The 20,733-nt window shown below is 71.2% G+C and carries 19 protein-coding genes; 14 read left to right on the forward strand and 5 right to left on the reverse strand.

Annotated elements, in window-relative coordinates; translation table 11 throughout:
* Positions 1-101 precede the first annotated feature (101 nt).
* The 3 genes from ACFVXC_RS31085 to ACFVXC_RS31095 all read right to left on the reverse strand — a co-directional run bounded on the left by ACFVXC_RS31085 (position 102) and on the right by ACFVXC_RS31095 (position 3,212).
* Positions 102-842 (reverse strand): gamma-glutamyl-gamma-aminobutyrate hydrolase family protein, encoded by a 741-nt coding sequence (locus ACFVXC_RS31085; protein ID WP_389911896.1) that lies wholly within the window; start codon positions 840-842, stop codon positions 102-104.
* A gap of 27 nt (positions 843-869) precedes the next feature.
* Positions 870-2,318 carry an ethanolamine permease gene (eat, locus tag ACFVXC_RS31090; RefSeq protein WP_389911898.1) on the reverse strand — a complete coding sequence of 483 codons (1,449 nt, stop codon included), beginning with the start codon at positions 2,316-2,318 and terminating at the stop codon, positions 870-872.
* A gap of 147 nt (positions 2,319-2,465) precedes the next feature.
* Positions 2,466-3,212, reverse strand: a complete 747-nt coding sequence (locus ACFVXC_RS31095) for a FadR/GntR family transcriptional regulator (protein ID WP_389911901.1) — start codon at positions 3,210-3,212, stop codon at positions 2,466-2,468.
* A 77-nt stretch (positions 3,213-3,289) separates the two neighbouring features.
* Between ACFVXC_RS31095 and ACFVXC_RS31100 the strand changes: the two genes are divergently transcribed.
* The 6 genes from ACFVXC_RS31100 (at position 3,290) to ACFVXC_RS31125 (ending at position 10,568) form a co-directional block, all read left to right on the forward strand.
* On the forward strand, positions 3,290-4,654 hold the full coding sequence (locus ACFVXC_RS31100) for a glutamine synthetase family protein (RefSeq protein WP_389911904.1): 1,365 nt from the start codon (positions 3,290-3,292) through the stop codon (positions 4,652-4,654).
* Between the two features lie 7 nt (positions 4,655-4,661).
* Entirely contained in the window at positions 4,662-6,050 is a 1,389-nt protein-coding gene (locus tag ACFVXC_RS31105) for an aldehyde dehydrogenase family protein (RefSeq protein WP_389911907.1), read from the forward strand.
* A gap of 6 nt (positions 6,051-6,056) precedes the next feature.
* Positions 6,057-6,839 carry a 3-oxoacyl-ACP reductase gene (locus tag ACFVXC_RS31110; RefSeq protein ID WP_389911910.1) on the forward strand — a complete coding sequence of 261 codons (783 nt, stop codon included), beginning with the start codon at positions 6,057-6,059 and terminating at the stop codon, positions 6,837-6,839.
* Between the two features lie 94 nt (positions 6,840-6,933).
* Positions 6,934-8,235, forward strand: a complete 1,302-nt coding sequence (locus ACFVXC_RS31115; protein WP_389911913.1) for an HAD family hydrolase — start codon at positions 6,934-6,936, stop codon at positions 8,233-8,235.
* Positions 8,236-8,269: 34 nt separating this feature from the next.
* Entirely contained in the window at positions 8,270-9,565 is a 1,296-nt protein-coding gene (locus tag ACFVXC_RS31120) for a haloacid dehalogenase-like hydrolase (RefSeq protein WP_389911915.1), read from the forward strand.
* Positions 9,566-9,593: 28 nt separating this feature from the next.
* Positions 9,594-10,568 (forward strand): DUF2510 domain-containing protein, encoded by a 975-nt coding sequence (locus ACFVXC_RS31125; protein WP_389911917.1) that lies wholly within the window; start codon positions 9,594-9,596, stop codon positions 10,566-10,568.
* A gap of 14 nt (positions 10,569-10,582) precedes the next feature.
* Here ACFVXC_RS31125 and ACFVXC_RS31130 read toward each other — a convergent pair whose 3' ends face one another.
* Complete coding sequence (locus ACFVXC_RS31130; protein ID WP_389911920.1) at positions 10,583-11,785, reverse strand: amino acid deaminase/aldolase; 1,203 nt, start codon at positions 11,783-11,785, stop codon at positions 10,583-10,585.
* A 321-nt stretch (positions 11,786-12,106) separates the two neighbouring features.
* Between ACFVXC_RS31130 and ACFVXC_RS31135 the strand changes: the two genes are divergently transcribed.
* Genes ACFVXC_RS31135 through ACFVXC_RS31145 form a run of 3 tightly spaced genes read left to right on the forward strand, consistent with a single transcriptional unit; the run spans position 12,107 to position 16,060 of the window.
* On the forward strand, positions 12,107-14,128 hold the full coding sequence (locus ACFVXC_RS31135; RefSeq protein ID WP_389911923.1) for a hypothetical protein: 2,022 nt from the start codon (positions 12,107-12,109) through the stop codon (positions 14,126-14,128).
* Positions 14,125-15,294, forward strand: coding sequence for a type VII secretion-associated serine protease mycosin (gene mycP / locus ACFVXC_RS31140; protein WP_389911926.1), 1,170 nt, complete (start codon positions 14,125-14,127; stop codon positions 15,292-15,294). The genes ACFVXC_RS31135 and mycP overlap by 4 nt, the downstream gene beginning before the upstream one ends.
* 31 nt (positions 15,295-15,325) lie before the next feature.
* On the forward strand, positions 15,326-16,060 hold the full coding sequence (locus ACFVXC_RS31145) for an SseB family protein (protein WP_389911928.1): 735 nt from the start codon (positions 15,326-15,328) through the stop codon (positions 16,058-16,060).
* Positions 16,061-16,103: 43 nt separating this feature from the next.
* Here ACFVXC_RS31145 and ACFVXC_RS31150 read toward each other — a convergent pair whose 3' ends face one another.
* On the reverse strand, positions 16,104-16,481 hold the full coding sequence (locus ACFVXC_RS31150; RefSeq protein ID WP_389911930.1) for a DUF1844 domain-containing protein: 378 nt from the start codon (positions 16,479-16,481) through the stop codon (positions 16,104-16,106).
* Between the two features lie 445 nt (positions 16,482-16,926).
* Here ACFVXC_RS31150 and infC point away from each other — a divergent pair, with 445 nt between their 5' ends.
* The 5 genes from infC to ACFVXC_RS31175 all read left to right on the forward strand — a co-directional run bounded on the left by infC (position 16,927) and on the right by ACFVXC_RS31175 (position 20,613).
* Positions 16,927-17,610, forward strand: a complete 684-nt coding sequence (gene infC / locus ACFVXC_RS31155; RefSeq protein ID WP_389912097.1) for a translation initiation factor IF-3 — start codon at positions 16,927-16,929, stop codon at positions 17,608-17,610.
* Positions 17,611-17,715: 105 nt separating this feature from the next.
* Positions 17,716-17,910, forward strand: coding sequence for a 50S ribosomal protein L35 (rpmI, locus tag ACFVXC_RS31160; protein ID WP_135330421.1), 195 nt, complete (start codon positions 17,716-17,718; stop codon positions 17,908-17,910).
* A 94-nt stretch (positions 17,911-18,004) separates the two neighbouring features.
* On the forward strand, positions 18,005-18,388 hold the full coding sequence (gene rplT / locus ACFVXC_RS31165; RefSeq protein WP_030356289.1) for a 50S ribosomal protein L20: 384 nt from the start codon (positions 18,005-18,007) through the stop codon (positions 18,386-18,388).
* A 181-nt stretch (positions 18,389-18,569) separates the two neighbouring features.
* A complete protein-coding gene (locus tag ACFVXC_RS31170) occupies positions 18,570-19,415 on the forward strand; it encodes a TrmH family RNA methyltransferase (RefSeq protein ID WP_389911931.1) in 846 nt (281 codons plus the stop codon).
* A gap of 55 nt (positions 19,416-19,470) precedes the next feature.
* Positions 19,471-20,613, forward strand: a complete 1,143-nt coding sequence (locus tag ACFVXC_RS31175; protein ID WP_389911932.1) for an ATP-binding protein — start codon at positions 19,471-19,473, stop codon at positions 20,611-20,613.
* Positions 20,614-20,733 lie beyond the last annotated feature (120 nt).

A 20,733-nucleotide genomic window follows, 5' to 3' on the forward strand; every position in this document is an offset into this window, starting at 1 on the left:
TTTCCGTCGGGTGCTGGGTGCGGGTGCGGGTGCGGGTGCGGGTGCGGCGGCGGTGCGGGCGCGAGGGAAGCCCTGCCGGAGGCAAGCGTGGCGTTGCGGGTTCAGCGGGGCTGATGTGTCCCCTGCGCACGCCGCCGGACCCAAGCCTCCGCCGCGCCGACCAGCGCCGACATCACCCGGACGTCATCCCCCATCTCCGGATGCCACTGGACGCCCAGGACCCAGCCCCCGGAGGGCAGTTCCACTGCTTCCGGCGTGCCGTCCTCCGCGTGGGCCGACACGATCAGGCCCCGGCCCAGGCGGTCCACCGCCTGATGGTGGTACGTCGGGACGGCCGACGAAGCGGCCGGGGCGATGGACTCGTACAGCGTGCCCGGGACCGGCTTCACCTCGTGCGTCCCGAAGACACCCACGGCCTCCACATGCCCCTCCATGTGCTGCACCAGCGTCCCGCCGAGCGCCACGTTCAGGAGCTGCATCCCACGGCAGATGCCGAGGAGAGGTGTGCCGGACGACAACGCCGCCTCGATCAGGGCGAGTTCCCACGCGTCGCGCTCCCGCGCCGGTGGGCCGGTGCGTTCTTCGCGCTCCGCGCCGTAGCGGACGGGCTCGACGTCCGGGCCACCCGCGGTGACCACGCCGTCGAGACGGGCGACGACCTCATCGGCGTACGAAGGATCGTCCGGCGGCAGCATCGCGGCCAGGCCGCCCGCCGCCTGCACCAGGCGCGGGTAGCCGACGGGGAGCAGTGCCGCGGGCAGCTCCCACACGCCCCAGCTCGCCTTCGACTCCAGGTACGTGCTGACACCGATCAGCGGTCGTCGGCCGGTGGTCTCGCTCACCCTCGTCTCCCTCATGCTCAGTCGTGCTCAGTCGCGTTCCAGTTCCGCCTCGGCGGCGGCGAGCGCGGCGAACTCCTCCTCGGGCGCCCGTGCCACAAGGTGCTTACGGCTGTAGAAGCCGAAGTACGCGATCGCCACCACGTATACCGCGAGCGCGATCAGTGCCGCCGTCACGTCCACCAGGAACGTCGCGACCAGCGCCGCGCAGGCGAGCACCAGCGCCACGGACGAGGTCAGCATGCCGCCCGGCGTGCGGTAGGGCCGCTCCAGGCCCGGCTCCCTGCGGCGCAGCACGATGTGCGAGAGCGACATCAGGGCGTACGAGATGGTGGCGCCGAACACCGCCACGTTCAGCATGCGCGCGCCGTCCCCGGTCGCGGCCGCCAGGCCGAAGCCGATCGCCCCGGGGACCAGGAGGCCCAGGTAGGGGGCCTTGCGGCTGCTCGTGAGCGAGAGGAAGCGGGGGAGGTAGCCAGCCCTCGACAGGGCGAAGAGCTGGCGCGAGCCCGCGTAGATGAGGGAGAAGAACGAGGCCACGAGCCCGGCCAGGCCCGCGTAGTTGACGATGCGGCTGAGCGTCGTCGCCTCACCGCCCGGCTGCAACGCCTCCACCAGCGGGTTGCCCGCACCCTGGATCGCGTCCGCGCCGCGCGCCCCGGCCGAAGCGAAGAACGTGAGCAGCGCGAGCACGATGAGGATGGCCATGGACCAGCGGATCGCGCGCGGCAGCGTGCGGGCCGGGTCCTTCGTCTCCTCGGCCGCCAGCGGTACGCCCTCGACGCCGAGGAAGAACCACATGCCGAACGGGAACGCCGCCCAGATGCCCAACAGGCCCATCGGCAGCCAGGAGTTGGCGCCGAAGGCGTCACCGTCCACCGCGATGTCGTTCAGCTTCGAGGCGTCGAAGTCCATGAACGCGCCGACCGCGAAGACGAGCAGCGCCGCCACCGCGATGCCGGTGACGACGAAGCTGAAGCGCAGCGCCTCGCCCACGCCCCACAGGTGGATGCCGATGAAGACGACGAAGCAGGCCAGGTACACCGGCCAGCCGGAGGCGAGGCCGAAGAGGCCGAGCGACTCCACGTAGTCACCGATGAAGATGGAGATCGCGGCCGGCGCCAGGATGTACTCGATGAGGATCGCCGTGCCGGTGAGGAAGCCGCCCCACGGGCCCAGCGCCCGGCGCGCGAAGCCGTAGCCGCCGCCCGCGGTGGGCAGCACCGACGACAGTTCGGCCAGCGAGAACACCATGCACGCGTACATCACGCCCATGAGCGCCATGGCGATCGCGAGGCCGCCGAATCCGCCCTCCGCCAGGCCGAAGTTCCAGCCCGAGTAGTCGCCGGAGACGACGTACGCGACGCCCAGCCCGGTGAGCAGCAGCCAGCCCGCGCTGCCCCGGCGCAGTGTTCTGCGCTCCAGATAGTCGTCCGCCGGTTCGGCGGTGCTGCTCGTCTTGGCGGACTCCACGGTCATGGCACGACTCCTGGGGACGGGTGACGCAATGGAACGGGCGACTCGAACGGGCGACCCAATGGAACGGATCCATACCTTTGTCGTCCCGAGTGCGAGAAATCAAGACCCCTGCGTAACGCCGCCGTAAAACCCCGCGCACCCCGCCCCTTATGTCAGGAACCCCCGCAGCAGGGCGGCCGTACCGGCGCAGTGCTCGCGCATCATCTCGCGCGCCCCGTCCGCGTCCCCGTCGAGCACCGCCTCGACCAGGGCGGTGTGCTGGCGCTGAGAATGCTCCAGGTTGCGCACCAGGAGCGGGATGCAGTCCAGGAGGTCGTTGACGCTCGCGCGGACCGCCGCGTACTGCGCGGTGAGCGAGGGGGAGCCGCACAGTTCGGCAAGGGTCAGGTGCAGGAGGGTGTCCAGGCGGCGGTACTCGGAGAGGGGGGCCTCGTGGGTCCGCGCGAGCGCCGCGCGCAGCCGGTCCCGCTGCTCCTCGGTCAGGCCGTGCGCCGCGCAGAGCCCGGCCGCGCCGACCTCGAGGACCTCACGGAAACGCAGCGCGTCCTCGACGTCGACGTCCGCCACGCGCCGCCGCAGCTCGTCCTCACCGGCCGCCTCGGGGCGCGGACGCACGAACGTGCCGCCGTACCTGCCCCGCCGCGACTCGACGAGGCCCTGGTCCTGGAGCACCTTCAGGACCTCACGCAGCGTCACCCGGCTGATGCCGAGGCGGTCGGCCAACTCGCGCTCCGACGGCAGGCGTTCGCCGCCGGGCACCAGGCCCAGGCGTACGACCTGGAGGATCTGCTCCAGGGCCTCCTCGAAGCCGTTGCCCGCTCGTACGGGGCGCAGGACCGGCGTGAGCCCGTCGTCGCCAGAAGAAGCCGTTGCGTCGGCGTCCGTGTGCGACATCTGGCCGTACCCCCTTCCCAATCAATGGTTCTCGGCAATACCTTATGGCTCTCGGCTGACCCAAGGAGGATTTTCCCGTGGCAGACCGCACACCCCCGCTCGGGATCGAGGAGCTGCGTGCTCTCGTCACGAGCGGCGAGATCGACACTGTCGTCCTGGCCTTCCCCGATATGCAAGGGCGGCTCCAGGGCAAGCGGTTCGCCGCCCCCTTCTTCCTCGACGACGTCCTGGAGAACGGCACGGAGGGCTGCAACTACCTCCTGGCCGTCGACGCGGAGATGAACACCGTCGAGGGCTACGCCATGTCGTCCTGGGACCGCGGATACGGCGACTTCGCGATGCGCCCCGACCTGAGCACCCTGCGCCGCGTCCCCTGGAACGACGGCACCGCGATGCTCATCGCCGACCTCGCCTGGAACGACGCCTCGCCCGTCGTGGCCGCGCCCCGCCAGATCCTGCGCCGCCAGCTCGACCGGCTCGCCGAGCTCGGCTTCACCGCCAACGTCGGCACGGAGCTGGAGTTCATCGTCTTCAAGGACACCTACGAGCAGGCCTGGGACGCGGGCTACAAGGCCCTGACCCCGGCGAACCAGTACAACATCGACTACTCCGTGCTCGGCACGGGACGTATCGAGCCGCTCCTGCGCCGCATCCGCAACGAGATGGCCGCCGCCGGGCTCGTCGTCGAATCGGCCAAGGGCGAGTGCAATCCGGGCCAGCACGAGATCGTCTTCCGTTACGACGACGCCCTCGTCACCTGCGACCAGCACGCCATCTACAAGACCGGCGCCAAGGAGATCGCGTCCCAGGAGGGCGTCTCGCTCACCTTCATGGCCAAGTACAACGAGCGCGAGGGCAACTCCTGTCACATCCACCTCTCGCTCGCGGACGCGGACGGCACCAACGCCATGGCCGGTGACGGGCCCGGCGGCATGTCGGCCGTCATGCGGCACTTCCTCGCCGGGCAGCTCGCGGCGCTGAGGGAGTTCTCGCTCCTCTACGCGCCCAACATCAACTCGTACAAGCGTTTCCGGCCGGGCTCGTTCGCGCCGACCGCCGCCGCCTGGGGCTACGACAACCGGACCTGCGCCCTGCGCGTCGTCGGCCACGGCCGCTCCCTGCGCTTCGAGAACCGTCTGCCGGGCGGCGACGTGAACCCGCACCTCGCGGTCGCCGGACTGGTGGCGGCCGGTCTGCACGGCATAGAGCAGAAGCTCGAACTGCCCGACGAGTGCACGGGCAACGCCTACACCGGTGACTACGCGCACGTCCCCACCACCCTGCGCGAGGCCGCCGAGCTCTGGGAGAACAGCGCCATCGCCAAGGCCGCCTTCGGCGACGAGGTGGTCGCGCACTACAGCAACATGGCCCGGGTCGAGCTGGACGCCTTCGACTCCGCGGTGACCGACTGGGAGCTCCGCCGCTCCTTCGAACGCTTGTGAGGCACCCTTGCTCAAGGTACTGAATCCGGCGACGGAAGAAGTCGTCGCGACCGTCCCCGCCGCCTCCGCCCAGGACGTCGACGCCGCGGTCGTACGCGCGGCCGCGGCGCAGGCGAAGTGGGCCGCCGCGGCCCCCGCCGACCGGGCGCGGCTGCTGCGCCGTTTCGCGGCGGTGGTGGACGAACACATCGAGGAACTGGCCCAGCTGGAAGTGCGCGAGGCCGGTCACGTCATCGGCAACGCCCGCTGGGAGGCCGGCAACGTCCGTGATCTCCTCGACTTCGCGGCCGGGGGAGTGGAGCGGCTGAGCGGCCGTCAGATCCCCGTGCCCGGCGGCCTGAACGTGACGATCCTCGAACCCCTCGGGGTCGTCGGCGTCATCGCCCCCTGGAACTTCCCGATGCCGATCGCCGCCTGGGGCAGTGCCCCGGCGCTCGCGGCGGGCAACGCGGTCATCCTGAAGCCCGCCGAGACGACCCCGCTCACCGCGCTGCGCCTGGCCGAACTCGCCCTGGAGGCGGGCCTGCCCGAAGGCCTCTTCCAGGTCCTGCCCGGCGTCGGCGACGTCGCGGGCGACGCCCTGGTGGAGCACCCCGGCGTGGCGAAGATCGTGTTCACCGGGTCCACCCGCGTCGGCAAGCAGATCATGGCCAAATGCGCCGACCGCGTGAAGCGGGTGACGCTCGAACTCGGCGGCAAGAGCCCGAACATCGTCTTCGCCGACGCGGACGTGGAGGCCGCCGCCCTCGCCACCCCCATGTCGTACCTCGACAACTCCGGCCAGGACTGCTGCGCCCGCACCCGCGTCCTCGTCCAGCGCTCGGTGTACGACCGCTTCCTGGAGATCGTGCGGCCCGCCATCGAGTCGATCGTCGTCGGCGACCCGGCGGACGAGAAGACCCAGATGGGTCCGCTGATCTCCAAGTCTCAGCTGGAGAAGGTGCGTTCGTACGTTCCGAGCGGCGCCGGAATTCACGGCACGGCCCCCGAAGGCCCCGGCTTCTGGTTCCCGCCGACCCTCCTCACCGACGTCGACCCCGAGTCTCCGGTGGCGACGGAGGAGGTCTTCGGCCCGGTCGCCGTCGTCATCCCCTTCGACGACGAGGCCGACGCCATCCGCCTGGCCAACGCGACCGAGTACGGCCTGTCGGGGTCGATCTGGACGCGGGACGTCAGCAGGGCGCTGCGGGTGTCCGGGGCCGTCCGGGCCGGGAACCTCTCCGTCAACTCGCACTCCAGCGTGCGCTATTGGACCCCGTTCGGGGGTTACAAGCAGTCCGGACTCGGCCGTGAGCTCGGCCCGGACGCGCTCGCCGCCTTCACGGAAACCAAGAACGTCTTCATCAGCACGGACAGCACGGACAGCCCGGAAACCCCGGAAAGCACGGAGGCCTGAGCACTCATGACCGAAGCAAACATCTGCCGCCGTCTGGTAGGCCGCACCGCCGTCATCACCGGTGCGGGCAGCGGCATCGGCCTCGCCACCGCGCGCCGCCTCGCCTCCGAGGGCGCGCACGTCGTCTGCGGCGACATCGACGAGAACGCGGGCAAGGCGGCGGCCGACGAGGTCGGCGGGACCTTCGTCAAGGTCGACGTCACCGACGCCGAGCAGGTCGACGCGCTCTTCAAGACGGCGTACGACACCTATGGCTCGGTCGACATCGCCTTCAACAACGCGGGCATCTCGCCGCCCGACGACGACTCCATCCTGGACACGGGCCTGGAGGCCTGGAAGCGCGTCCAGGAGGTCAACCTCACCTCCGTCTACCTGTGCTGCAAGGCGGCCATCCCCTACATGCGGCGCCAGGGCAAGGGCTCGATCATCAACACCGCGTCGTTCGTGGCGAGGATGGGCGCGGCGACGTCCCAGATCTCCTACACGGCCTCCAAGGGCGGCGTCCTGGCCATGTCCCGCGAGCTGGGTGTGCAGTTCGCCCGCGAGGGCATCCGCGTGAACGCGCTCTGCCCGGGCCCTGTCAACACCCCGCTCCTCCAGGAGCTCTTCGCCAAGGACCCCGAGCGGGCCGCGCGCCGCCTCGTCCACATCCCCGTGGGCCGCTTCGCCGAGGCCGACGAGCTCGCCGCCGCCGTCGCGTTCCTCGCCAGCGACGACTCCTCCTTCGTGAACGCCACCGACTTCCTCGTCGACGGCGGAATCTCGGGCGCGTACGTCACGCCCATGTAGCCGGTCCTCCGTGTAGTTCACCCCGCAGCAACCCTCCCGACAGCCGGGCGTCGCACGACGCCCGGCTGTCCTGCGTAGACACAGGAGTGTGTTCATGAACCTCAAGCGCCGCTGTGCCGCGGCCGCAGCCGTCCTCGCCGTCGCCGGAACCGGGCTCGTCACCGTCCAGGCGACCGCGCAGGCCACTCAGCCCGCACAGCCCACCCGCTCCCAGGCCCACAAGTGCCCCACGCTCAGCGTCTCCCGGGGCTGGTACGGCGACAACAAGGCCCGCCTTCAGAAGATGATCGACACGTACGGCCGCTGCGACGACGGCGGGCACAAGGGCGCCACCAGGCCCGTCGCCGCCTTCGACTGGGACAACACGGTCATCAAGAACGACGTCGGCGACGCCACCATGTTCTGGCTCCTGCGCAACAGCAAGATACGTACGCCGCGCAGCGGCGACTGGCACACCACGAGCCGCTACCTCACCGACCAGGCGGCCAAGGGCCTCGCCAAGGCCTGTCCCGCCACCGGCGCCACCCTCCCCACGCGCCGCGACACGAACTGCGCCGACGAGATCGTCTCCGTCTACAGCGAGGGCACCACCACCGGCGGGGACGCGGCCTTCGCGGGCTTCGACCACCGCCGTATGGAACCCCAGTACGCCTGGCTCGCCCAGCTCACCCGCGGCTGGTCCACCCGGCAGGTCAAGGACTTCGCGGCCGCCGCCCGCAAGGAGAACCTCGCCGCGCCCGTCGGCGCCGAACAGCGGGTGGGCACCGGCCAGGTCACCGGCTGGGTCCGCTACTACGACCAGCAGCGCGACCTGATCCGTACGCTCAAGAAGGCCGGATTCGACGTCTACGTGGTCTCCGCGTCGCCCGAGCCGGTCGCCGAGGTGTGGGCGAAGAGCGTCGGCGTCGACGCCCGGCACACCATCGGCATCCGCAACGTCACCGCACACGGGAAGCTGACGGCCCGTCTGGCGGGCTGCGGCTCGGTCAAGGACGGCGACGACTCGATGATCACGTACATCGACGGGAAGCGCTGCTGGATCAACCAGGAGATCTACGGCGTCCGGGGCGCGGCAGCCGAGAAGGTGCAACCGGCCGACAAGCGACAGGTGTTCTCGGCCGGTGACTCCGACACCGACATCTCCTTCCTGCGCGACGCCACGGGCCTGCGCCTCGTCCTGAACCGGAACAAGAACGAGCTGATGTGCCGCGCCTACGACAACGGCGACCGCCGCTGGCTGGTGAACCCCATGTTCATCGAGCCCAAGGGCGAGCTCGCGAAGCCGTACCCGTGCGCCAGCACCGGTTACACCGAACGGGACGGCCAAGAGGGCCCGGTCCGCCGTGCCGACGGGTCCGTCATCCCCGACCAGAAGGACACGGTGCACGGACCCTGACCGGAGCAGAGGGATTCATGTACGGTCCATGCGCATGCGTAACAGACATGCCTTGGCGTTGACGCTGGCTTCGGCCGCCGCGCTGGCGGCCGTGCCGGCGTCGCTTCCCGCGGCCGCCAGCGCGCCCGCGAACACCACCGCTGCGAAGGCCCATTGCCCGCAGCTGTCCAAGAAACTGACCTGGTACGGCGACAACCGGGCCCATCTTCAGCAGATGATCGACGAGCGTGGACGCTGCGGCTCCCACCGGGGGCACGACCAGAAGCGTCCCGTCGCCGCCTTCGACTGGGACAACACCGTCGTCAAGAACGACATCACCGACGCGACGATCGCCTGGTCCCTGCACCACGACAAGATCCTGCGCCCCGCCAGCTGGAAGTCCACCAGCAAGTGGATGACGGACGCGGCCGACAAGGCGCTCACCAAGGCCTGCGGCACGAAGGTGCCGGTCGGCAAGCCGCTGCCCACCTCCACCGACACCGACTGCGCCGACGAGATCTTCGAGGTACGCGAGGACGGCAAGACGATGAGCGGCGCTGCCGCCTTCGCGGGGGAGTGGGACCATCGGCACACCGTCCCGCAGTACGCCTGGGTGCCCCAGCTCTTCGCCGGGCACACCGTGCCCGAACTGGAGTCCTACGCGGCGAAGGCCCGCAAGCAGGTCCTGGCCGCACCCGTCGGCGCCACCCAGACCGTGGGCACGCACGAGATCCCCGGCTACGCCCGCTACTACGACCAGCAGCGCGACCTGATCCGTACGCTCAAGAAGGCCGGGTTCGACGTCTACATCGTCTCGGCGGGCTCCGAGCCGGTGACGGAGGTCTGGTCCAAGGGCATCGGCATCGACCGCGAGCACACCATCGCCATTCGCTCGGTCCTGGACCGCAAGGGGCGGATCACCGCCTATAACCAGGGCTGTGGCGACGTACCCGTGAACAAGGGCGAGGCCATCCCCTACATCGACGGCAAGCGCTGCTGGATCAACCAGGAGATCTACGGCGTCAAGGGCAAGGCGGCCTGGCAGAAGCAGGACCCCTCCCACCGCATCGCCCTCGGCGGCGGTGACGCCGACACGGACGTGACGTTCGTCGGCGACGCCACGGGCGCGCACCTCGTCCTGAACCGCAACAAGAACGAGGTCATGTGCCGTGCGTACGACGACGCCGACGGCCGTTGGGTCGTGAACCCCATGTTCATCGAGCCCATGAAGCAGAAGCCCGACCTCTACCCGTGCTCGACGGCCGCGTACAACGAACCGGACGGCAGCAAGGGCCCGGTCCGGCGCGACGACGGCTCGGTGGTGCCTGATCAGGCGGACACGGTGTTCTGATCTTCACGGCACGTCCTAGAGTGCCGGGATGAGCATGACGCCTCCTCCCGGCTGGTACACGGACCCGTCGGCCCCACCGGCGCAGCACGTAGAGCGCTGGTGGGACGGGTCCGCGTGGACCGAGCACCGGCGTGCGCCCGAAGCCCGTCAATCGGGCGGGGCGCAGCCGGGGTTCGGCCCGTCGCAGGCACAGATACCGGCACAGACGCAGGTCCAGCCGCTGCCGGGGGCGTCCAGCGGAGGCCGGGCCAGGGTGGTGGCGCTGACCACCGCCGGGGTCGTCCTGGTCGCGTCGATCGTCACGGGCACGGTGCTCCTGGGTGAGGACGACGGCGACCCGCAGGGCGGGCTGCCCGAACCGGCCGTATCGGAGCCGGCGGACACGGCCACGAAGACCTCCCCGGCGCCCACTACCTCGGCGGCCGACCCCGACCCCTCCACCCTCGTCGACCAGCTCAACGGCATCACGATCCCCGTTCCCGACGGCTGGGAGAAGGCCGACGACACGGTCGGCGGCGATCCCACCGTCCGTACCCCGAAGACGTACGACTGTCCGGGCGAGGGAAGCCTCTGCCGCCATGGCACGGTCTACTCCCGCACATCGACGGGGACCGACCAACGCTCGCCCCAGGCGCTGGCCCTCAGCGACATCAAGGACGCGGCGGACCGTGCGTACGACGAGGACAAGGTCGGCATGGAGCCGTTCGGCGGCATCGCCCGGCACGAGAAGGTCAAGGAGGGGAACGTCGCGGTCGGGGGCCGCGCCGGCTACTTCGTGCGCTGGCGCGTCCACACGGAGAAGGGCCCCGGTGGATACGTCCAGTCGCTGGCCTTTCCCTCAAGCCTCGGGTCCGAGTCGCTGATCATCGTCCGCTTCGCCATCGACGCCGGGGGCGAGGCGCCGCCGCTCTCCGACATGGAGAGGATCACCAAGGGGATCCGCGCCGTCGGCGACGGCGACACGGGCGGCGGCGTGGGAAGCAGCGTGGGCGCGACGCCCTGACGGCCTGTCGGAGGCTAGAGGAACGTGTGGCCTTCTCCGCGGTACGTCGGCACGGTGGCCGTCACGCGGTCGCCCTCGACGAGGTGCAGCGCGTCGAACCGCTCGCACAACTCCCCGGCCTTGGCGTGCCGGAACCACACCTTGTCGCCGATGAGGAGATCGTCGGCGGGGGCTCCGAGCAGCGGGGTCTGCACCTCGCCCGCGCCCTCCTGCGGGTCGTAGCGCAGCCCCTCCGGGAGGTACGGCACCGGGGAGCGGTCGGGGCCCGCGGCACCCGAAGCGGGGTAGCCGCCGCCGAGCACGGTCACGGTGCCCACGCCGGGGCGGCGCACGACGGGCTGGGCGAAGAGCGCGGCCGGACGCCCGCTGAACGACGTGTAGTTGTCGAAGAGGCGCGGTACGTACAGGCCGGACCCGGCGGCGATCTCGGTCACCGCCCGCTCCGCCGCGGTGTGCTGCACGCTGCCGGTGCCACCGCCGTTGACGAACTCCAGGTCCGGCGCGACCGCCCGCACCGCGCGGATGGTCTCGGCCCGGCGCACCGCGAGCTCCTTGCGGGCGGCGGCCTGCATCAGCCGGATGACCCGCGAGCGCGCGGGGCGCCCGGCGATCGCGTCACCGACGCCCGCCACATGCCCTTCGTACGCCATCACGCCCACGAGCCGGAAGCCGGGCCGCCGGGCCACGGCGCGCGCGAGCGCGGCGACTTGGGCGGGGGAGTGCAGGGGTGAGCGCAGCGCACCGATCCGCACGCGGCCCCCGAGGATCTTGAAGGCGGTGTCGAGTTCCAGGCAGACCCGGACCTCTTCGCGCCCACCGTCCCTGGCCTCGTCGATGAGCCGCAGCTGGGCCGGGTCGTCGACCATCACGGTCACCGATGACGCGAGCTTCGGATCGGCGGTCAGCTCGGCGAAGGCGGCGCGGTCCGCCGAGGGATAGGCGAGCAGGATGTCGTCGAACCCGGACCGCGCGAGCCACAGGGACTCGGCGAGCGTGAAGGACATGATCCCGGTGAAGCCGTCGCGGGCCAGGACGCGTTCGAGCAGCGCACGGCAGCGCACGGACTTGCTCGCGACCCGGATCGGCTTCCCGCCCGCCCGGCGCGCCAAATCGTCGGCATTGGCGTCGAATGCCTCCAGATCGACGATCGCGACGGGGGCGTCGAGGTGTGCGGTGGCCCGGTCGTAGCGGGCCCGGTCTGCTGCACGGGGGGTCATGGCCGAAGCCTGCCAGACGCGATTACCCGAGGGTAGGGGGATGATCCGGGCAGATCGCCCGGGGCCGCGGACTGGTTCCCGCACGGCCGGAATCTGCCCTTAGAGTTACGCGCAGCAGAGCGAGGAAACGGGGGGTGCATGAGCACGGAAGCGCGACGGGCTCCCGTACCGCCACGTCCCACGACGCCGCCTCCGCCGCCGGGCCCGCCCGCGTCCGCGTCGTCCCCGGCGCCTCCCGCTCCGTCCGCGCGCTTTCCGGATCCGCGTCCGCCGGCGGCCGGTCCGGACCCGGACCCAGCGTCCACGGACGGCAGGAGCTCCGTGCTGCCGCCGCAGGCTGATCCCGCGTGGGGTCCGCCGTCCACGGACGGCCAGGGGCCCGTGCTGCCGCCGCCGGTATTCGCTCGATCTCCCCAAGACGGCCGGGACGCCGAGCAGCCGCCGTCGGAGACCGGCCCCGCGCCCGCCGACGGCGATCAGGACTCCCTCCTCGGGGACCTCCTGGCACCCTTCGACCGGGTACGGATGCCGAGGCCCGCGGCATCGCGCGACGACACGGACGACACGGGTGCCCCCGCCACCGACGCACAGCAGTCGCCGCCCCCGCCGCCCGCGTCGGCGCGTTTCCCCGATGTGCCGCCGCCGTCAGTGGCGACACCGATGCGCGCGCCCGGCCTTGATCCCGCGCCGAGCTCCGGTCCCGCGCCGGGTTCCGATCCCGCGCCGAGCTCCGATCTCCTGTCGGTTCCGCCGCCCGCGTCGGCGCGTTTCCCTGATGTGCCGCCGCCGTCAGCGGTGACACTGACGCGCGCGCCCGGCCTTGATCCCGTGCCGAGCTCCGGTCCCGTGTCGGGCTCCGGTCCCGTGTCGGGCTCCGGTCCCGCGCCGGGTTCCGATCCCGCGCCGAGCTCCGATCTCCTGTCGGTTCCGCCGCCCGCGTCGGCGCGTTTCCCCGATGTGCCGCCGCCGTCAGTGGTGACACCGATGCGCGCGCCCGGCCTTGATCCCGTGCCGAGTTCCGATCCCGTGTCGGGCTCCGGTCCCGCGCCGGGTTCCGATCCCGCGCCGAGCTCCGATCTCCTGTCGGGTCCGCCGCCCGCGTCGGCGCGTTTTCCCGATGTGCCGCCGCCGTCAGCGGTCACACCGACGCGTGTGCCGGGCCCCGAGACCGCCCAGGAGCCCGTCCTGCCCCCGCCGCGCCCGTCCGGCCCGCCGAACCACGGCGCACCGGACGCGGGGAGCGCGCCGGGGAACGCGGGCTATCCACCGCGCCTCCCGATGCCCCCGGTGCCGCCGTCGGATCCAGCGGCGGCGGGCATATCCGCGCCCGCCACCGAAGCGCCGCCCGTTCCCGAAGCACCGCCCGCCCCCGAAGCACCACCCGCTCGCGCCCACGCGCACGCCCACACGCCCAAGCCCATATCCACCCCCGCCCCAGCCCCGGCCCCCTCCCCGCGAATGACCGCCGCCCGCCGCGCGGTCGGCGCCGTCGACCTGACGCCGGGCCCCGGGGCAGGGCGGCCCTTCGTGTCGTTCGCGCGGCCCGCGCTGTACGACGACAGCACCACGCGGCTGCGTCCCGTCCGCTCCTGGGTGCGGCCCCGCGTGACCGCGGCCGCCGCCTGCGCCGTGCTCGGGCTCGGTCTCATCGGAGGCGCGGCCACCGGGAGTTGGCTGACCGGGGGCTCCGAGGGGCCGGGCACCACGCGGAACGCGTACGCCGTTGCGGGTCAGCTCTGGCACAGCGTGCCCGTCGACAAGCTCTTCCCTGCGACCCTTGAGGGAGAGGGCGCGGGCCCCGGCGGAGCCGACCGCACCTGGACCCGGATAGCCGTCGCCCCCGACAGCAACTGCAAGAACGCCTTCGACCCGCTCCTGCGCAAGGCACTTGCCCCGGCCGGCTGCCTCAGGCTGCTGCGCGCCACGTACACGGACGCGACCCGCAGCCATGTCACCACCGTGGGCCTGCTGTTCACCAAGGCCGATGCCGACGCGATGCGCTCCCTGCGTACCCGCTTCACGGAGGAGGGCCTCGACCGGCGCACCGACCTGATGCCACGGCCGTACGCGGCCAAGAGCACCCCGGCCGCGGACTTCGGCGACGCCCAGCGTGCCTCCTGGACCGTGTCCGTGCTCCCCGACGCCCCCGTCGTCGCCTTCTCGGTCTCCGGCTTCGCCGACGGTCGTACGGTCACCGAACCCGAGCCCGCCGACGAGGCCGTGAAGACCTCCGCCGCCACGGACCCCGCCCAGGCGGGCCTCGGCAACGAGGCGAAGGGCATCGCCGACCGCGTCGAGCGGCGGCTGCGCAAGACCATCGCGGCGACGGAGAAGTCCTCATGAGAATCCGCCGGTTCGGCGTCGCCGCCCTCGCCGCGTCGATCGCCCTCCTGCCCACCACCGCGCACGCGGATGACGGCATACGCGCCCAGCAGTGGGCCCTCGACGCCATGCACACCGGTCAGGCCTGGCAGACCACCAAGGGCAAGGGCATCACCGTCGCCGTCCTGGACACCGGCATAGACCGCGACCACCCCGACCTGGCGGGCAGCGTCCTGGCGGGCAAGGACATGGTCGGCTTCGGAGCGAAGAAGGGCGACCGCCCCTGGGCCCGGCACGGCACCGCCATGGCCGGCATCATCGCGGGCCACGGACACGGCGCGGGTGGCGGTGACGGCGTGATCGGCATCGCGCCGCAGGCGAAGATCCTGCCGATCCGCGTGATCCTGGAGGACGGTGACCCGGACCGCTCGAAGGCCCGCAACACCCGGGGCAACGCCCTGGCCGACGGCATCCGCTGGGCCACCGACCACGGCGCCGACGTCATCAACCTCTCCCTCGGTGACGACTCCAAGTCCGCCCACCCCGAACCCGCCGAGGACGCAGCCGTCCAGTACGCCCTGAAGAAGGGCGCCGTCGTCGTCGCGTCGGCGGGCAACGGCGGAGAGCGCGGCGACCACATCTCGTACCCGGCCGCCTACCCCGGAGTCATCGCCGCCACCGCCGTCGACTCGGCAGGCGACCGCGCCTCCTTCTCCACCCGCCGCTGGTACGCCACCGTCAGCGCCCCCGGCAAGAAGATCGTCATCGCCGACCCCGACCGTGAGTACTACGAAGGCTGGGGCACCAGCGCCGCATCGGCGTTCGTCTCCGGCGCCGTCGCCCTCATCCGCGCCGCCCACCCCGGCCTGACCCCGGCCCAGATCAAGCAGCTCCTGGAGGACACCGCCCGCGATGTTCCCAGCGGGGGCCGCGACGACTCACGCGGCTTCGGCTTCATCGACCCGGCGGCCGCTATCGCCGAGGGCGGCAAGAAGAAGCCGGAAGAGCTGAGCTCCGCGGCGTACGGAAAGAAGTACTTCGGTTCGGGCCCGGACGCCGCCCGGAGCGACGGCGGACCCGCCGGGTGGGTGGGCCCGGTCGCGGGCGGCCTCGGCGTGGCGCTCCTGGTGGCGGCGGTCTACCTCTGGCGCGGCCGCCGGGGAGCCCGTCCCGGCACCACCCGATAGGCCAAGGGACGCGGTCGGTAGGGTCAGGACCGTGGCGAACAAGAACATCCCGGACCCCGGCTTCGGCGACGACGACGGGTCCGCCGACCCCCGGCTCACCGCGGCACTGACCGCGTGGGCCGCGGACCGCACGGCCCACGGCCCCGTCCTGGAGGCGCTCACCGGCGCCCGGCTGCTCGTCCCCGTGGTCGCCGTGCTCGGCGAGGCCGAGGAGGACGAGAACGGACTGCGCCGCGAGAAGTCGAGCGACATGGCGGTCCCCACCCTCAGGGCGGGTGAGCGCAAGGCACTGCCCGCGTTCACCTCGACCCAGGCCCTCGCCCTGTGGGACCCGCGGGCCAGGCCGGTCGCGGTCCCCCTGCACCAGGCGCTCAAGGCCGCGGCGCACGAGCAGGCCGACACGATCGTGCTCGACCTCGCGGGCCCCGTCCCCTACGAGATCAACCGGCCCGCCCTGATCGCCCTCTCCGAAGGCCGCCACACCCGGGACCCGCTCTTCGACCCCGCCGTCACGGCCGCCGTGCGCGCGGCCGTCGCCGCCGAGCCCGCGGTCCTGCGCGCCTACCTCGGCGCGGGCACCGCGGACGGCACCCTCGCGCTCGTCATCGACGCGTCGGCGGACCCGTCCGAAGCCGCCCAGCGCGTCGCCCGGCACATCGCGGCCGACGAAACACTGAGGGCCCGCCTGGTGGACGGCCTCGACCTGGCACTGCTGCCGGCCGAGGCGACGCCACCGGGCGAGCCCCTTTACGTACGAGAAGGCTGATCACGTACGAGAAGACCGAGAGGTCCTGAGAGGTCCTGAGAGGTCAGCCGAAGATCGGGCCCGTGTACTTCTCGCCCGGGCCCTGACCGGGCTCGTCCGGCACTTCGGACGCCTCGCGGAAGGCCAGCTGCAGCGACTTCAGGCCGTCCCGCAGGGGAGCCGCGTGGAACGAGGAGATCTCTGTGGCGCTCGCGTCCATCAGGCCGGCGAGCGAGTGGATCAGCTTGCGGGCCTCGTCCAGGTCCTTGTGGGTCTCGCCGCCATCGGCGAGGCCCAGGTTCACGGCCGCGGCGCTCATCAGGTGGACGGCGACCGTGGTGATCACCTCGACCGCCGGGACGTCCGCGATGTCACGGGTCAGGGTGTCGAAATCGGGGGAGTCACCGGTGGCGGACTCGGGGGCGGGGGTCGCGTCGCTCATGTCCCACACGATAAGCCCACCCGTCTCCCACCACCGCCCTGCCCGAGGCGCTACGCGCCACCCCCCTTCCTCGAGCCCCGCCCGGGGTGACTCGCGGGAGTGCGTGGGCCCGCTGGTTAGCCCCACCCTCGCGGACCTGCTAACCTTGTGTAACGACCGGCCGGATGCTCGCGTGCCAACGCAGGGACCCGGCCCACAAGTGGAGGCTCCGCTTCCCACCTAGTCGCTTCCAGAGCGACGGGTCACCGGTCAGGCAGCCGCAGTCCCCGAGACTACGGCAGGCCCGAAACGCGCCCCGCGATCACCGCGGAGGTGCTCCGGTAGTAATGGAGCCCCTTCCTGTGATCGGTTGGGGCATTTTTTATGTACTCACTCGGTTGGTCGAGATAACAGACGTAACGCGGCTGTCCGCCAGACCGCCGCGTGGTGCTACCGAGGAGGATCCATCAGCGCCGAGCCCCGCATCAACGACCGGATTCGCGTTCCCGAGGTGCGACTCGTCGGGCCCAGCGGCGAGCAGGTCGGGATCGTTCCGCTTGCCAAGGCCCTGGAGCTCGCACAGGAGTATGACCTCGACCTGGTCGAGGTGGCGGCGACCGCCCGTCCGCCCGTGTGCAAGCTCATGGACTACGGGAAGTTCAAGTACGAGTCGGCCATGAAGGCCCGTGAGGCGCGCAAGAACCAGGCGCACACGGTCATCAAGGAGATGAAGCTCCGGCCGAAGATCGACCCGCACGACTATGACACCAAGAAGGGTCACGTCGTCCGGTTCCTCAAGCAGGGCGACAAGGTCAAGATCACGATCATGTTCCGTGGTCGCGAGCAGTCCAGGCCGGAGCTCGGCTACCGACTGCTGCAGCGTCTCGCGAACGACGTCGAAGACCTCGGGTTCATCGAGTCGAACCCGAAGCAGGACGGCCGAAACATGATCATGGTCCTCGGTCCGCACAAGAAGAAGACCGAAGCCATGGCCGAGGCCCGCGAGGCCCAGGCGGTCCGCAAGGCGGACGCGAAGGCCAACCCGGGCCGCTCGCAGAACGCCGTCGATGAGGAGCTGGACGAGGCTCCTGCCGAGACTGTCGCCGAAGCTCCCGCCGAGGCCCCGGCCGAGGCTCCCGCCGAGGCCTGATCTCGGGACGCGAGTCCAGGGATCGCCAACTGATACGTACGGTTTCCGGATGCCCGGTTTCACGACCGGGCATCCGAGTACCACTGACGAGGAGAGAACGGCGCTATGCCGAAGAACAAGACGCACAGCGGTGCCAGCAAGCGCTTCAAGATCACCGGCTCCGGCAAGGTGCTCCGTGAGCGCGCCGGCAAGCGCCACCTGCTCGAGCACAAGTCGTCCCGTCTGACGCGTCGCCTCAGTGGCAACGCCGAGATGGCCCCGGGCGACGCCAAGAAGATCAAGAAGCTTCTCGGCAAGTGAGTTCGGGCGCGCACCGCGCCTGAACTCTGACCGGGACCCAATCGATACCGGGTCGTGTGAGTCCAACCACGGCCCCGCTACAAGGAGTTAACAAGTGGCACGCGTCAAGCGGGCAGTCAACGCCCACAAGAAGCGTCGGGCGATCCTCGAAGCGGCCAGCGGCTACCGCGGCCAGCGCTCGCGCCTGTACCGCAAGGCCAAGGAGCAGGTCACCCACTCCCTGGTCTACAACTACAACGACCGCAAGAAGCGCAAGGGCGACTTCCGTCAGCTGTGGATCCAGCGCATCAACGCCGCTGCCCGCGCCAACGGCATCACCTACAACCGCTTCATCCAGGGTCTGAAGGCCGCCAACATCGAGGTGGACCGCAAGATCCTCGCGGAGCTCGCCGTCAACGACGCGAACGCGTTCGCGGCGCTCGTCGAGGTCGCGCAGAAGGCTCTGCCGTCGGACGTCAACGCCCCGAAGGCGGCCTGACGCCCACCGCTCGTCCAGAGTGTTGTTCGGACCCGTAAGCCGCCCGGCTTGCGGGTCCGTCTCTGTTCGGCCACTCGTCCGCCGACGTCCGGTCCGCTGCCGTCCGCGGGTCCGTCTCGGCTGGTCGCGCGGTTCCCCGCGTCCCTGGCGGGGCGCCCGTATATCTCCCGAAGGTGAGTTCATGCCCGCCGCTCCTGAGTTGATCTCTCCCAAGTCCTCCCGTGTCAGTGCCGCGCGGCGGCTCGGCAAGCGGAACTTTCGGGGGAAGGAGCGGCTGTTTCTCGCCGAAGGGCCGCAGGCCGTGCGGGAGGCCGCCGCTCATACGGACACGCTCGTGGAGCTGTTCGCCACCGTCGATGCCGCCGAGCGCTACGCCGACATCGTCGGTGAGGCCCGTACCGCCGGTGCCCGTGTGCACCTGGCGGACGAGGACGTCATCGCCGACATCTCGACGACCGTGACGCCGCAGGGGCTCGTCGGCGTCTGCCGGTTCATCGACACCCCTTTCGACAGCATTCTCGCCGCCAGGCCCAAGCTGGTCGCCGTCCTCGCACACGTGCGTGACCCCGGGAACGCCGGCACCGTGCTGCGGTGCGCCGACGCGGCGGGGGCCGACGCGGTCGTTCTGACGGACGCCTCCGTGGATCTCTACAACCCCAAGTGCGTGCGCGCCTCGGTCGGCTCGCTGTTCCATCTGCCCGTCGCCGTCGGCGTACCCGTCGAGCGGGCCGTCAAGGGCCTCAAGGACGCGGGCGTACGCATCCTCGCGGCCGACGGGGCGGGTCAGGACGACCTCGACGACGAGCTCGACAAGGGCACCATGGGCACCCCGTCCGCCTGGGTCTTCGGCAACGAGGCCTGGGGGCTCCCGGAGGAGACCCGCGCACTCGCCGACGCGGTGGTGCGCGTTCCGATCCACGGCAGAGCCGAAAGCCTCAACCTCGCCACGGCCGCGGCCGTGTGCCTCTATGCGTCCGCCCGTGCACAGCGCGCGGCTGGAGGGTGCCGTTCCGTCACCGCCAGCTAGTAGGGTGACGGGCTCGGAGGCCTCCTGCGCCGGTCCGAGAGGTGGGGTACGGGGAATGAGCATCGGCACGAGCGGATCACCGGGAGTACGGGACGTCCTGCGTACTCGCGCGGACCGTGGCGCCCTCGGTGACCTCGGCGGGCTCGGCCTCGACCCGGACGACCTGCCCGACGGCCTCGTCGTAGCGGACGAGTCGGGGCACGTCATCTGCTTCAACGCCGCGGCCGCGCGCATCACCGCGGTGCACACCGCCGACGCCCTGGGCACGCCGCTGGAGCGCGCCCTTCCTTTAGAGGACCTCGAAGGCCGCCGCTGGTGGCAGCTGACCGATCCGTACGGCGGCCTGGCCACCCGCTTCGCCCAGCCCGAGCGCAATCTGCTGCTCCCCGGCGGCCGTGAGGTCCTCGTCTCCGCGCGCTATGTGCGCACCGTGCCCACCGGACCCGTCCGCCGCGTCGTCGTCTGCATCCGTGACACCGAGGCCCGCCGCCGCACCGAGCGCAGCCACGCGGAGCTGATCGCCACCGTCGCCCACGAACTCCGCTCGCCCCTCACCTCCGTGAAGGGCTTCACCGCGACGCTGCTCGCCAAGTGGGAGCGCTTCACCGACGACCAGAAGAAGCTGATGCTGGAGACGGTGGACGCCGACGCCGACCGCGTCACCCGGCTCATCGCCGAGCTCCTCGACATCTCGCGCATCGATTCCGGGCGGCTCGAACTGCGCCGTCAGCCCGTCGACATCGGTGCCGCCGTCGGCCGCCACATCCAGGCCCATGTCGCCTCGGGCCAGGACGCGGACCGCTTCCTCGTCCGGGTCCAGCAGCCGATGCCCGACCTCTGGGCCGATCCCGACAAGATCGACCAGGTGCTCAGCAACCTGCTGGAAAATGCCGTGCGGCACGGCGAAGGAACCGTCACCATCGACGTGGCACCCTCGGCGTCCCCGCGTGAGCGGGGCGGGGCCGAAACGGCCGTGACCGTGAGCGACGAGGGAGCCGGTATTCCGGAGGAATCGATGGGCCGTGTCTTCACCCGCTTCTGGCGGGGCAGCAAACGCGGCGGGACGGGACTCGGCTTGTACATCGTGAAGGGCATCGTGGAGGCGCACGGCGGGACGATCACCGTCGGCCGCGCGCCCGGTGGCGGCGCCCAGTTCCGATTTACGTTGCCCGTGAGCACTCCCGCGTATCTTCTCTGATCTTCCCTGGTCACCTCTGATCAGCGCCGATCGCTTCTGATCCGCCCGAGCGTCGCCCGCGGGCTCATTCACCTGCGCCACCCCCGTTAGACTCGATCCTTGGCACGTTTGCGTCCCCCT

The organism is Streptomyces sp. NPDC058257, from assembly GCF_042881845.1.
Classification (GTDB): Bacteria; Actinomycetota; Actinomycetes; order Streptomycetales; family Streptomycetaceae; genus Streptomyces.

Coding starts and splice junctions, on each gene's coding strand:
- eat (WP_389911898.1), bottom strand. CDS start 2,318: ATGACCGTGGAGTCCGCCAAGACGAGCAGCACCGCCGAACCGGCGGAC.
- ACFVXC_RS31095 (WP_389911901.1), bottom strand. CDS start 3,212: ATGTCGCACACGGACGCCGACGCAACGGCTTCTTCTGGCGACGACGGG.
- ACFVXC_RS31110 (WP_389911910.1), top strand. CDS start 6,057: ATGACCGAAGCAAACATCTGCCGCCGTCTGGTAGGCCGCACCGCCGTC.
- ACFVXC_RS31115 (WP_389911913.1), top strand. CDS start 6,934: ATGAACCTCAAGCGCCGCTGTGCCGCGGCCGCAGCCGTCCTCGCCGTC.
- ACFVXC_RS31120 (WP_389911915.1), top strand. CDS start 8,270: ATGCGTAACAGACATGCCTTGGCGTTGACGCTGGCTTCGGCCGCCGCG.
- ACFVXC_RS31125 (WP_389911917.1), top strand. CDS start 9,594: ATGAGCATGACGCCTCCTCCCGGCTGGTACACGGACCCGTCGGCCCCA.
- ACFVXC_RS31130 (WP_389911920.1), bottom strand. CDS start 11,785: ATGACCCCCCGTGCAGCAGACCGGGCCCGCTACGACCGGGCCACCGCA.
- mycP (WP_389911926.1), top strand. CDS start 14,125: ATGAGAATCCGCCGGTTCGGCGTCGCCGCCCTCGCCGCGTCGATCGCC.
- ACFVXC_RS31150 (WP_389911930.1), bottom strand. CDS start 16,481: ATGAGCGACGCGACCCCCGCCCCCGAGTCCGCCACCGGTGACTCCCCC.
- rpmI (WP_135330421.1), top strand. CDS start 17,716: ATGCCGAAGAACAAGACGCACAGCGGTGCCAGCAAGCGCTTCAAGATC.
- ACFVXC_RS31170 (WP_389911931.1), top strand. CDS start 18,570: ATGCCCGCCGCTCCTGAGTTGATCTCTCCCAAGTCCTCCCGTGTCAGT.
- ACFVXC_RS31175 (WP_389911932.1), top strand. CDS start 19,471: ATGAGCATCGGCACGAGCGGATCACCGGGAGTACGGGACGTCCTGCGT.